The organism is Bradyrhizobium sp. AUGA SZCCT0169, assembly GCF_018130085.1.
Lineage (GTDB): Bacteria > Pseudomonadota > Alphaproteobacteria > Rhizobiales > Xanthobacteraceae > Bradyrhizobium.
In genome coordinates, this window is record NZ_JAFCMC010000003.1 from 194858 (window position 1) to 206158 (window position 11301).

Genomic DNA, 11301 nt, shown 5'->3' on the forward strand with positions numbered 1-11301 from the left:
AGCAGACACTCAATAAACACATTCAAGTGAAGTTCGTTGCACGCCGCAAGCGGCCGAGCGGCCGGGCGGCAGATTTAATATTCATGAACGCCTGTTCACGGCTTCGAGCGGGCCTCCGGGCGCCGCTTTTTTTGTCTCGGCCGAAGCGAGCGTTCGCTTCCCCAATGATCCGAACCACAACGGCGGCGCGCCACCATTCGCGTCCTGAGCGACTGACGGTCGGCGGGATGGCCGACCAATCCTCGAAAGAGTCCTCGACGGCGAAAGCGGAGAGGCGGGGAGAGATCACGAACCGAAGAGAACAATTGCGGTTGCGCTTGTCGCGCCCGATATCCCCGTCATCAAACAGGGAGATACCTCATGAACATCGATCTTGCGGGAAAGACCGCGCTGGTCACAGGCTCGACCGCCGGCATCGGACACGCCATCGCCAAGGGGCTGGCTGCGTCGGGCGCCACGGTCGTGGTCAATGGCCGTGCGCAGGGCAAGGTCGATAGCGCGGTTGCCGCCATCAGCAAGGCGTCGCCCGGCGCCAAGGTCCGCGGCGTGGCCGCGGATGTCTCGACCGCGGCGGGTTGTGGCGCGCTGCTTGAAGCGCTGCCCAGCGTCGACATCCTGATCAACAATGCCGGGATATTCGAGCCCAAGGGGTTTTTCGACATTCCCGACGAGGACTGGAGCCGCTTCTACGAGGTCAATGTGATGTCGGGCGTGCGGCTGTCGCGCGCCTATATGCCCGGCATGCTGATGCGCAACTGGGGCCGCATCGTTTTCATCTCCTCGGAATCGGGACTGAATATTCCAAAGGAGATGATCCACTACGGCATGACCAAGACGGCGCAGCTCGCGGTGGCGCGAGGGCTTGCGGAACTGACCCGCGGCACCGCCGTGACGGTCAATTCGGTGTTGCCCGGGCCTACGATGTCGGAAGGCGTCGAGACCTTCGTCAGGGATCTCGCCAAGCAAAATGGCCAGTCGGTAGAGGAGGCGGCAGCCCGCTTCGTCAAACAGCACCGCCCGACGTCGCTGGTCGAGCGCTTTGCCAGCGTCGAGGAGATCGCCAACATGGTGGTCTATGTCAGCTCAAAGGAAGCCTCCGTCACCAACGGTGCGGCATTGCGGGCCGAGGGCGGCATCATCCAGACCATCGCGTGAGGAGCCATTACGTTTTCGAGCATTCCCCGGACTTGATCCGGGGGTGGGGACCGGTTCGAGGAAAGAAAACGCGCCAAACAAGGAAGGCTTCGATGCCGGCCTATGTCATTTCCGAAGTCGGGGTGCGTGATGCGGCAGACTTCGGTGCCTATCGCAGCCTCGCTGCCGAAACGATCGCGCAGTATGGCGGGCAATATCTCGTTCGTGGCGGGCGCGTCGAACTCATCGAAGGTGAACCGCCGCCGAAGACGATGATCATCGTGGAATTCCCGTCGATGGCGCGCCTGCGTGAATGGTATGCCTCGCCGGAATACGCCGAGGCATTGAAGGTGCGCGCGACCGCGCTGGAGCGCCGGCTGTTGTTTGTCGAGGGGGTGCCAGCAGTTTGAGATCGTAATCGTAGTAGATCGTAGGGTGGGTTAGCCGAAGGCGTAACCCACCACTTTAGTAAATCGCGTGGCAAGTTGGTGGGTTACGCTGCGCTAACCCACCCTACGCAATCTCGAACTACCATCCCTCCAGCACGATCTTGCCGCGCGATTTTCCCGACTCCAAAAGCGCATGCGCGCGTTTGAGGTTGGCGGCGTTGATGGTGCCAAAGGTCTGGTCGAGCGTGGTGCGCAGCACGCCCTTGTCGATGAGGTCGGCAACATCGTTCAGCAGCATGTGCTGCGCGATCATGTCCGGCGTCTGGAACGACGAGCGGGTGAACATCGATTCCCAGTGCACCGAGATCGCCTTGCCCTTGAACGCACTCATCGTGAATTCCGGGGGATCGTCGATCAGGCCGAATTTGCCCTGCGGTGCCATCAGGTCGGCGATCCCCTTGTAGTGCTGATCGGTGTAGGTGAGGCTGGCGACCAGGCCGACCGGCGGCACTTTCAGCTGCTCGATCTGCTCCTTCATCGGCTTGCCGTGATCGATCACGGCATGCGCGCCGAGATCGAGGCACCACTTTTTCGATTCCGGCCGGGTCGCGGTGGCAACCACGGTGAGGCCGGTGAGGCGGCGCGCGAGCTGGATCAGGATCGAGCCGACGCCACCGGCGCCGCCGGTAATCAGCAGCGTGCGCGGATCGACGCTCTTGCCCGGCACCGCGCCGAGCCGATCGAACAGCAATTCCCAGGCGGTGATCGAGGTCAGCGGCAGCGCGGCGGCCTGTGCGAAGGAAAGCGATTTCGGCTTGCGACCGACGATGCGTTCATCGACCAGATGGAATTCCGAATTGGTGCCCTGGCGCAGGATAGAGCCGGCGTAGAACACTTCATCGCCCGGCTTGAACAGCGTCACGTCAGGCCCGACCGCATCAACGACACCGGCCGCGTCATAACCCAAAATCTTGGTCTCGCCTTCGGGCGGCGCGGCGCGCTTACGGACCTTGTAGTCGACCGGGTTGGCCGAGATCGCTTTTACGGCGACTCTGACGTCGCGGCCTTTCGGCTCGCCCTTGGCGGTCTCGAAATCGATCAGCGAATTCGCGTCCTCGATCGGGAGCGATTTTTGGTATCCGACGGCCTTCATGGCTGCTGTCTCCTGCCAGTTCTGTTGATTGAGCCTACCTGTCGCGCTGGCATCAATTTGGCAAGTACTGTAAAATCGGGGAACTAGTCCCTGTTTGGATACTATTGGAAAATAACGCATGAAAAGGCGGAATTCTGCCCATCGGCCCGGCTGCTCGGTGGAAGCCACCCTCGATCTGATCGACGGCAAGTGGAAGGGCGTGATCCTGTTCCATCTGCAGGCCGGTACCCAGCGATTTGGGGAGTTGCGGCGGCGGATGCCCGGCATTACCCAGCGCATGCTGACCAAGCAGCTGCGCGCGCTGGAGGATGACAAACTGGTGGTCCGCAAGGTCTATGCCGAGGTGCCGCCGCGGGTCGAGTATACCCTCTCGGAGCTCGGCGAGAGCCTGCGCCCCGTGATCGATACGCTGAAGGCGTGGGGGGAGAGCCATCGGGACCGGCTGTCCTGTGGACCTGCGCCGGAAACCATCAAAGCGCCCGATCGCGCAGCGTAGTCGTGTACCGCCTTGTCTTCTCTCGTTGCCGCCTCGCATCTATATCTGACGCACCAAATTACGGGATTTCTTGCATGTTGATTCGCTCTCTTGCCCTGCTACTGGTTTCCGCGATCGTTGCCACGCCGGCGCTGGCGCAGGACCGCCGCGTGCCGTCGTCGGGAGCCGAGCTGCGGCTTTCCTTCGCGCCGATCGTGCAACGGGTGCAGCCGGCGGTGGTCAACGTCTATGCCGCCAAGACCGTGCAGAACCGCAATCCCTTGCTGGACGATCCGATCTTCCGCCGCTTTTTCGGCGTGCCCGGCCAGCAGCCCGAGCAGATGCAGCGTTCGCTGGGTTCGGGCGTGATGGTCGACGCCTCCGGCCTCGTCGTCACCAACAACCACGTCATCGAAGGCGCCGATCAGGTCAAGATATCGCTGGCCGACAAGCGTGAATTCGAGGCCGAGATCGTGCTGAAGGACAGCCGCACCGATCTGGCGGTGTTGCGCATCAAGGACAACAAGGAGAAGTTCACGACGATCGACTTTGCCAATTCCGATGAATTGCTGGTCGGCGACGTCGTGCTCGCGATCGGTAATCCCTTCGGCGTCGGCCAGACCGTGACGCAAGGCATCATCTCGGCGCTGGCGCGCACGCAAGTTGGCATCACCGACTACCAGTTCTTCATCCAGACCGATGCCGCGATCAACCCCGGCAATTCCGGCGGCGCGCTGGTCGACATGACGGGCAAGCTTGCGGGCATCAACACCGCGATCTTCTCGCGCTCCGGCGGCTCGCAGGGCATCGGCTTTGCGATTCCGGCCAACATGGTGCGCGTGGTCGTGGCCTCCGCCAAGAGCGGCGGCAAGGCGGTGAAGCGCCCGTATCTCGGCGCCAAGTTGCAGGCGGTGACGCCCGAGATCGCGGAGACGCTGGGGCTGAAGTCGCCGACCGGTGCGCTGGTCGCCAACGTCGCGGCGAACAGCCCGGCAGCGCGCGCCGGATTGAAACTGTCCGACCTGATTACCTCGATCGATGGCCAGGTGATCGACGATCCCAACGCGTTCGACTATCGCTTCGCCACCCGTCTATTGGGTGGTTCGGCGCAGATCGACGTGCAGCGCGCCGGCAAGACCGTGAAGCTGACGATGCCATTGGAAACCGCGCCCGATACCAACCGCGACGAGATCGTGTTGACCGCGCGCTCGCCGTTCCAGGGCGCCAAGGTCGCCAACATCTCGCCGGCGGTGGCCGATGAGCTGCGGCTGGACGCCTCGACCGAAGGCGTCGTCGTGATCGATCTTGCCGATGGCGGAACGGCCGCCAGCGTCGGCTTCCAGAAGGGCGACATCATCCTCGCGGTCAATAGCCAGAAGATCGCCAAGACCAGCGATCTCGACAAGGCCTCGAAAAGTCAGTCGCGGATCTGGCGCATCACCGTGGTACGCGGCGGCCAGCAGATCAACGTGACGCTCGGCGGATGAGCCCGAAGCAGCCACGCGAAGCTGCCAACCTCTTTGCCGCGGCAGGGATGGAGCAGGACGCGCCGCGTCCGCTGCCGGATCGGCTGCGCCCGCAGTCGTTGTCAGATGTCGTCGGCCAGGATCACATCCTCGGCCTCGACGGTGCGCTGACGCGGATGCTGGAAACGCGCACGCTCGGTTCGCTGGTGTTCTGGGGACCGCCCGGCACCGGCAAGACCACGGTGGCGCGGCTGCTGGCCGATGCCACCGAACTGCATTTCGAACAGATCTCTGCGGTATTTTCCGGCGTCGCCGACCTGAAGAAAGTATTCGATGCCGCGCGCGCCCGCCGCGAGACCGGCAAGGGCACGTTGCTGTTCGTCGACGAGGTGCATCGCTTCAACCGCGCGCAGCAGGATTCGTTTCTGCCCGTGATGGAAGACGGCACCGTGGTGCTGGTCGGCGCCACCACCGAAAATCCCTCGTTCGAGCTCAACGCGGCGCTGCTGTCGCGAGCCCGCGTGCTGGTGTTTCATTCGCTCGATGCGGTGGCGGTGGAGCAGCTGTACGCCCATGCGGAAAAGATCGAGGGCAAGAAGCTGCCGCTCGACGTCGAGGCCCGCGCCGTGCTGGTGCGGATGGCCGATGGCGACGGTCGCGCCGCGCTGACGCTCGCCGAAGAAGTCTGGCGCGCCGCGCGCAAGGGCGAAGTCTTCAACGCCACGCAATTGCAGGACATCCTGCAGCGCCGCGCCCCGATCTACGACAAATCCGCCGACGGCCACTACAACCTGATCTCGGCGCTGCATAAGGCGGTGCGCGGCTCCGATCCGGATGCGGCGCTGTATTATCTCGCGCGCATGATGGATGCCGGCGAGGATCCGCTGTTTTTGGCGCGGCGGGTGGTGCGCATGGCGGTGGAGGACATTGGCCTGGCCGATCCGCAGGCGCTGGTGATCTGCAACGCCGCCAAGGATGCCTATGATTTCCTCGGCCATCCCGAGGGCGAACTGGCGATCGCGCAGGCCGTGATCTATCTCGCCACCGCGCCGAAATCCAACGCCGCCTACAAGGCCTTTGGCGCGGCGATGCGCACGGCGAAGGAGGGCGGTTCGCTGCTGCCGCCAAAACACATTCTCAACTCGCCGACCAAGTTGATGAAGTCGGAAGGCTACGGTTCCGGCTACGAATACGACCACGATGCGCCCGATGCGTTTTCCGGCCAGGACTATTTCCCGGAAGCGCTGGGACGCCAGACATTTTATGATCCGCCCGACCGCGGCTTCGAGCGCGAGATCCGCAAGCGGCTGGACTATTGGGCGAAGCTGCGGCGCGAACGCGGCGGAGGAAGTGCTGAATGATTGGTCTGAAGTGCCGTGGCGTGTTCGCTCTTGCGTGCGCGCTGTTTGTCGCGGGGTTCGCGCAATCCGCGTCGGCTGACACCGTGCAGGTTGCGCCGGGAATACAGGTGACGAAGCGGACCTATGCTGCGCCCGCCAAGGAACAGCCGTTCTTTGGCTTCGAAGCCAAGACCGACGCGCAGCGGGACGAGGACGACAAGTTCGTCAAGGCCCTGGTGCAGGCGGCCGGGACCAAGGAGAAGGCGCTGGACGAAGTGGTCAAGCGTGGTTGGCGGGCGCTTGGATCGGGCAAGTACCCCGAAGCCGCACTGCGATTCAACCAGGCCTACCTCGTCGCTCCCGAACAGAGCGTCGTCTATCACGGCCTGGCGGCGATCGCACAAATTCGTTTCAAGGACCTCGACTACGCCGAAGAGCTGTTCCGGATTGCGCAGAAGCAGCCCAATCCGCTGAAGATGCTGAATGCGGACTACGGCCGCGTGCTGCTGGTCGCCAAGCGTCCGAAGGAGGCGCAGCCAGTGCTGGAGCAGGCGGTCAAGGACACGCCGGACTTCGGCGACGCCTGGATCAATCTCGCCCACGCCCGCCTGCAGAACGGCGACCGCGACGCCGCCTGCGCGGCGGCTGATGTCGCGATGAAGCAGCGTCCGTCGTCCAATGCGAAGGTCGATCTCGCCAAGTTGAGAAATGACGCGCAGTGCAAGTGAGTGTCGTTCGCTGATGTCGCTTCGCCGACCAAGCTGACGAAGTCGGAAGTCCATGGCTCCGGCTACGAATTCTACGCCGCTGCCGGAAAAGGGGTCTTGCAAAAATGTGCCAAAAATGGCACATTGAGCAATCCACATGATTGATCGAACAAAAAAAGCTGCCTGCTCGGTTCTATATCAGCCAGCAGGGCCGCAATCCTGTTCGGGAATGGATTTTGGAATTGTCTTCCGGGGACCGTCAAACGGTAGGCAAGGACATTCAGAAAGTGGAGTTTGGCTGGCCCATCGGGCGTCCGCATTGTGCTCCGATTGGGCACGGCTTGTGGGAGGTGCGAAGCGATTTTGACAGCAACCGAATTGGGCGAGTGATTTTCTGCATGGGTGACGGGCACATGATCCTCTTGCACGGCTTCATCAAGAAGACGCAGAAGACGCCGCAGCAAGACATTGAGCTCGCGCTGAAGCGCAAACGAGAGGTGACGTGATGGTGAAGAAGAAAGCGCGCGTGAGCGAAGAAACGTTCGACGAATTCCTTGCCGAACAGGGCGTACTTGGAGCGTGCGAAGAACGCGCAATCAAGGAGATCATCGCCGAGCAATTGGCGGAGGCGATGAAAGCGCAGGGCATTACCAAGAGTGCGATGGCAGAGCGGATGAAAACCAGCCGGCGTCAGCTTGACCGGCTGTTGGATCCCGGCACACCGTCCGTGACGCTCGAGACGTTGCGCCGCGCTGCGAACGCCGTTGGGCGCACCTTGCGTGTTGAGCTGACGTAATGAACGGACCATTGCGTCGCTACTTCCCCGTCTTCACAAACTCCATAATCTCATCAGTCAACCGCGTATCCGCGGTGTTGATCGCGTAGACCTCCGACATGTGGCTGTGCTGCGGCAGCATGAAGGTGCGCGCGCACCCCTCGGCGCTTTTGCAGGTGGCCTGTTTCAGCAATTCGTATTGCTCGATGAAGCGCGGTGGATCGAGTTCGGCGGCAGTGGCCATCAATGGAATCTTTGTCTCCAGCAAGCCTCGCAGCGAAGATCGTTCGGCATAGCGCGAGGGATCGGAGCCGAAATAGGTGATCTCGGCGTCGCCGACCGGCGATGCCGTCAGGTCGTAGATGCCGGAGACCATGATCGCGCCGGCGATGCCGCCGCCCTTCACCTTGTGAAGCTCGGGATGCGATACGTAGTTGGCGACATGCACCGCGCCGGCGGATTGCCCCATCAGGAAGACGCGCGTCGGATCGCCGCCACGCTCGCGGATTTTTTCGCTCACCCATAGCACCACGGACGCAAGGTCTTCGGCGCTGGCTGGATACACGAATTGCGGCGCCAGTCGGTAGGTGGCGTTGACGCCGACGAAGCCGTTCTTCACCGCCCACAGCATGATGTTGTCGTAAAATGGACTGCCGGGGTTGCGCTTGTTGCCGGCAACAAAGCCGCCGCCGTGGATGAAGATCAGCACCGGCCGCGCCGATGAATTGGTGTCCGGCGTAAACACGTCGAGCAGATGCCGCTCCGCCGCGCCGTATTTGACGTCGCGCTCGGTCTTGATGCCCTCGTAGGGCTCCTTTTGCTGCATCGGCGCGTAGAGCGCGGCGGTTTTGGGCGGGTCAATGGTGCGCCCGAGTTCCAGCAGCTTCCACGCCAGATCCTCCGACATCGCCGGCTGCTGCGCGAGGGCCGAACCTGCCCAGATGGCTGCGATCACGGCCAGGAACAGCTTCACGGCCCATGTCGTCGATTTCATCCCCCAACTCCCGTTTGCTTCCCAAACCATCATCCGGCCGCTGCTTGCCTGGCCGCCGGCCAGGCGGACAAGCTTTCGTACGCGACCCGCGCCCACACGAGTATCAGATGGATCTGGCGCGAGACCAAATGGAGCGGAAATTGAAGCCGGATCGGCCGGGTTTTGCTCCGACATTCTCCGGAACGGGCCGATTCACCGTGACGATTCGCTGCTTTTGCGCTAGGCAACGGCCTTATCCGGAGCCAAGCCAATCATGAGCCGTCGCGTCAAAAAACCTCTCCGCCCGGCGGGCGACCGCCCCAAGGGCGCGCGGCCCTATCGGGGCTCGAAAGCCGAGCGGCCGGCCCATCGTCCGGGCGGCAAGCCGCCGGCGCGTTTTTCCGCGTCGGCGCCCCGCGCGCCGAAACCGGCGCCTTACGTTCCCGAGCCTGAGAAGATCGTCGCCGAGCCGCCGTTGCCGACCAAGGTCCAGACCGTGGTCGTGACCGCGGACGAGAACAACATGCGCGTCGATCGCTTCCTCGAGGCGCGTTTTCCGGGCCTGTCGTTCTCCCACATCCAGCGCATCGTTCGCAAAGGCGAACTGCGCGTCAACGGCAAGCGCGCCGACAGCAAGGACCGGATCGAGGAGGGGCAGAGCATCCGGATTCCGCCGCTCAAGCTCGATACGCCGAAGGTCGGCGGCACGCTCTCGGAAGCCGCGACCAAGACGCTGCAGGCGCTCAAGGACATGATCCTGTTCGAGGACGCCGACGTCATGGTGCTGAACAAGCCAGCAGGGCTTGCGGTGCAGGGCGGCTCCGGCATCACGCGCAATGTCGACGACATGCTCGAAGTGATGCGCGACGCCAAGGGGCAAAAACCAAGGCTGGTGCACCGGCTGGACCGCGAAACGTCGGGCTGTCTGTTGATCGCAAAAACGCGCTTTGCCGCCACCGCGCTGACCGGATCGTTCCGCCATCGCTCGGCGCGAAAAATCTATTGGGCGATGGTGGCGGGCGTCCCGAAGCCGAAGCAGGGCCGCATCTCGACCTATCTCGCCAAGGAAGAGAGCGAGGACGACACCATCATGCGGATCGCCAAGCATGGCGATGAAGGTGCCAGCCACGCGGTGACCTATTACGCCGTGGTCGAGACCTCGGCGCAGAAACTCGCCTGGGTGTCACTGAAGCCGGTGACGGGGCGCACCCATCAATTGCGCGCGCATATGGCGCATATCGACCATGCCATCGTCGGCGATCCCAAATACTTCAACAAGGAAAACTGGGACCTGCCGGGCGGCATCCAGAACCGCCTGCATCTTTTGGCGCGCCGGATCGTGATCCCGCATCCGCGCGGTGGCGTGATCGACGCGACCGCGCCGCTGCCGCCGCACATGCTGCAGTCCTGGAATCTGCTCGGCCTCGAGGCCGACCGCTTCGATCCGATCGAGAACGCGCCGGAGGAGTAGCGTCTCCGTCAGCGCTTGAACTGCGCGAGAAACAGCCGCAAGGAATCTTGCGGGCTTTCGATGTCCGAAATCACCCAGCCGTCAGGCCCCTTGACGGCGATGAAGTTCAGCGTGATCGCGCGGCCGTTATTGTTGAAGCTGGCGGTGACATAGGTCTTGCCCGATTCCGTGCGCAGGATTTTGGTCGAGACCGGGCCGATTTTCCAGGTCGGGCTTTGTACCATGAAATCGTACGGCGCCTCGCGCGGGGCGATCCACGCGCTTCGCAGACTGCGATCGAAAAACTGTTCCGCGATCTCGGCGCTGCGCGGCAATCCCTTCGACAGGTCTGACGAGCCCTTGCCGTAATAGGCGTAGACGTTGCGGACCAGGGATTCCGGGGTGCGGAACCCGGCTTGTGCGGGCAGGGCGGCGAGAACAGCCATCGAAATCAGGATCGCAGCAAGGAGTTTCACGGCTCGCGGACCTTTCTTGGTTTCACCGGGCCCATTTTGGCGGCAAATGACATCAGGCGAAAGCCTTGCACACGGCTCGAATTGAAGCGTTTTTTGGCGTGAAGCGGTGTCCATTTCGCCCAAAAGCGCTATAAGGCGCGGATGCGTGAATTATTCGATGAAGTTGCCGGCCAGTCTCCGTTCGACCCGGAGGAGGCGGTGCGGCGCGCGACCCGCGTGCCACAACGCAAGCGCTTTTACGCCAGTGCCGGCGTCGGCGAGGCGGATGGCGGCTTTACGGTCACGCTCGACGGCAAGCCGATCCGCACGCCCTCCGGCCGCCATGTCGTCACGCCCAACGCTGTTATTGCGGAGGCGATCGCGGCAGAATGGAATGCGCAGGTCGAAACCATCAACCCCCTGACCATGCCGCTGACGCGCTTTGCCAACAGCGTCGGGGAAGGCGTCATCGATCGCGTCGATGCGGTGGCCGACGACGTCGAAAAATATCTCGGCACCGATTTGCTGTTCTATCGCGCCGGCCATCCCGAAGCGCTGGTCGCAAAAGAAGCCGCGCATTGGGATCCCGTGGTGTTCTGGGCGGCGAACGAACTCGGCGCCCATTTCATGCTGGCCGAGGGGATCGTGCACGTCACCCAGCCGGAGCCGGCGATCAAGGCGGCGCGCGCGGTATTCCCAACCGATCCCTGGTCGGTCGCGGCGCTGCATGTGGTGACGACACTGACCGGCTCGGCGCTGCTGGCGCTGGCGCTCTTCCACGGCGTGCGCAACGCCGAAGAGGTCTGGGCCGCCGCCCATGTCGATGAGGACTGGAACATTGAAAAATGGGGCCTCGACGAGGAGGTCGCCGCCCGCAGGGCGGCCCGGCTGGTTGATTTCACCGCCGCGGTGACCATTCTGAAGGCCTTGAAGCCTTGAATCGGATGGTCGGTTAACGAGAGGTTTACGACGCCGGGGTAGCCT

Annotated in this window: 13 protein-coding genes; 10 read left to right on the forward strand and 3 right to left on the reverse strand. The window is 62.9% G+C overall.

The window, feature by feature from the left end; translation table 11 throughout:
- Nucleotides 1-360 precede the first annotated feature (360 nt).
- Both JQ609_RS04725 and JQ609_RS04730 read left to right on the forward strand, forming a co-directional pair.
- Nucleotides 361-1155, forward strand: a complete 795-nt coding sequence (locus tag JQ609_RS04725) for an SDR family NAD(P)-dependent oxidoreductase (protein WP_212211764.1) — start codon at nt 361-363, stop codon at nt 1153-1155.
- 92 nt (nt 1156-1247) lie between these two features.
- On the forward strand, nt 1248-1544 hold the full coding sequence (locus tag JQ609_RS04730) for a DUF1330 domain-containing protein (protein ID WP_212272180.1): 297 nt from the start codon (nt 1248-1250) through the stop codon (nt 1542-1544).
- 118 nt (nt 1545-1662) lie between these two features.
- Here JQ609_RS04730 and JQ609_RS04735 read toward each other — a convergent pair whose 3' ends face one another.
- Entirely contained in the window at nt 1663-2676 is a 1014-nt protein-coding gene (locus JQ609_RS04735) for a zinc-binding alcohol dehydrogenase family protein (protein ID WP_212272181.1), read from the reverse strand.
- A 118-nt stretch (nt 2677-2794) separates the two neighbouring features.
- On the opposite strand from JQ609_RS04735, the gene JQ609_RS04740 reads away from it, so the two are divergent.
- The 6 genes from JQ609_RS04740 (at nt 2795) to JQ609_RS04765 (ending at nt 7460) form a co-directional block, all read left to right on the forward strand.
- A complete protein-coding gene (locus JQ609_RS04740; RefSeq protein ID WP_212272182.1) occupies nt 2795-3172 on the forward strand; it encodes a helix-turn-helix domain-containing protein in 378 nt (125 codons plus the stop codon).
- A gap of 74 nt (nt 3173-3246) precedes the next feature.
- A complete protein-coding gene (locus JQ609_RS04745; RefSeq protein WP_212272183.1) occupies nt 3247-4638 on the forward strand; it encodes a DegQ family serine endoprotease in 1392 nt (463 codons plus the stop codon).
- Entirely contained in the window at nt 4635-5978 is a 1344-nt protein-coding gene (locus JQ609_RS04750) for a replication-associated recombination protein A (protein ID WP_212272184.1), read from the forward strand. Before JQ609_RS04745 ends, JQ609_RS04750 begins: the two co-directional genes overlap by 4 nt.
- A complete protein-coding gene (locus JQ609_RS04755; protein ID WP_212272185.1) occupies nt 5975-6685 on the forward strand; it encodes a tetratricopeptide repeat protein in 711 nt (236 codons plus the stop codon). The genes JQ609_RS04750 and JQ609_RS04755 overlap by 4 nt, the downstream gene beginning before the upstream one ends.
- A gap of 140 nt (nt 6686-6825) precedes the next feature.
- A complete protein-coding gene (locus JQ609_RS04760; RefSeq protein ID WP_212272186.1) occupies nt 6826-7170 on the forward strand; it encodes a type II toxin-antitoxin system RelE/ParE family toxin in 345 nt (114 codons plus the stop codon).
- Entirely contained in the window at nt 7170-7460 is a 291-nt protein-coding gene (locus JQ609_RS04765) for a helix-turn-helix domain-containing protein (RefSeq protein ID WP_212211752.1), read from the forward strand. The genes JQ609_RS04760 and JQ609_RS04765 overlap by 1 nt, the downstream gene beginning before the upstream one ends.
- Before the next feature lie 19 nt (nt 7461-7479).
- On the opposite strand, the gene JQ609_RS04770 is transcribed toward JQ609_RS04765, so the two are convergent.
- The gene (locus JQ609_RS04770) at nt 7480-8433 is read right to left on the reverse strand and encodes an alpha/beta hydrolase (protein ID WP_212272187.1); all 954 of its coding nucleotides are present in this window, start codon (nt 8431-8433) and stop codon (nt 7480-7482) included.
- Between the two features lie 253 nt (nt 8434-8686).
- On the opposite strand from JQ609_RS04770, the gene JQ609_RS04775 reads away from it, so the two are divergent.
- On the forward strand, nt 8687-9883 hold the full coding sequence (locus JQ609_RS04775; RefSeq protein ID WP_212272188.1) for an RluA family pseudouridine synthase: 1197 nt from the start codon (nt 8687-8689) through the stop codon (nt 9881-9883).
- 8 nt (nt 9884-9891) lie between these two features.
- On the opposite strand, the gene JQ609_RS04780 is transcribed toward JQ609_RS04775, so the two are convergent.
- A complete protein-coding gene (locus JQ609_RS04780; protein ID WP_312014801.1) occupies nt 9892-10338 on the reverse strand; it encodes a hypothetical protein in 447 nt (148 codons plus the stop codon).
- Between the two features lie 141 nt (nt 10339-10479).
- Here JQ609_RS04780 and JQ609_RS04785 point away from each other — a divergent pair, with 141 nt between their 5' ends.
- Nucleotides 10480-11256: an ATP12 family chaperone protein gene (locus tag JQ609_RS04785; protein ID WP_212272189.1), complete on the forward strand. Its 777-nt coding sequence runs from the start codon at nt 10480-10482 to the stop codon at nt 11254-11256.
- The last annotated feature ends 45 nt before the right edge of the window (nt 11257-11301 follow it).

Coding starts and splice junctions, on each gene's coding strand:
- JQ609_RS04735 (WP_212272181.1), bottom strand. CDS start 2,676: ATGAAGGCCGTCGGATACCAAAAATCGCTCCCGATCGAGGACGCGAAT.
- JQ609_RS04770 (WP_212272187.1), bottom strand. CDS start 8,433: ATGAAATCGACGACATGGGCCGTGAAGCTGTTCCTGGCCGTGATCGCA.
- JQ609_RS04765 (WP_212211752.1), top strand. CDS start 7,170: ATGGTGAAGAAGAAAGCGCGCGTGAGCGAAGAAACGTTCGACGAATTC.
- JQ609_RS04730 (WP_212272180.1), top strand. CDS start 1,248: ATGCCGGCCTATGTCATTTCCGAAGTCGGGGTGCGTGATGCGGCAGAC.
- JQ609_RS04725 (WP_212211764.1), top strand. CDS start 361: ATGAACATCGATCTTGCGGGAAAGACCGCGCTGGTCACAGGCTCGACC.
- JQ609_RS04740 (WP_212272182.1), top strand. CDS start 2,795: ATGAAAAGGCGGAATTCTGCCCATCGGCCCGGCTGCTCGGTGGAAGCC.
- JQ609_RS04750 (WP_212272184.1), top strand. CDS start 4,635: ATGAGCCCGAAGCAGCCACGCGAAGCTGCCAACCTCTTTGCCGCGGCA.
- JQ609_RS04775 (WP_212272188.1), top strand. CDS start 8,687: ATGAGCCGTCGCGTCAAAAAACCTCTCCGCCCGGCGGGCGACCGCCCC.
- JQ609_RS04755 (WP_212272185.1), top strand. CDS start 5,975: ATGATTGGTCTGAAGTGCCGTGGCGTGTTCGCTCTTGCGTGCGCGCTG.
- JQ609_RS04785 (WP_212272189.1), top strand. CDS start 10,480: ATGCGTGAATTATTCGATGAAGTTGCCGGCCAGTCTCCGTTCGACCCG.
- JQ609_RS04745 (WP_212272183.1), top strand. CDS start 3,247: ATGTTGATTCGCTCTCTTGCCCTGCTACTGGTTTCCGCGATCGTTGCC.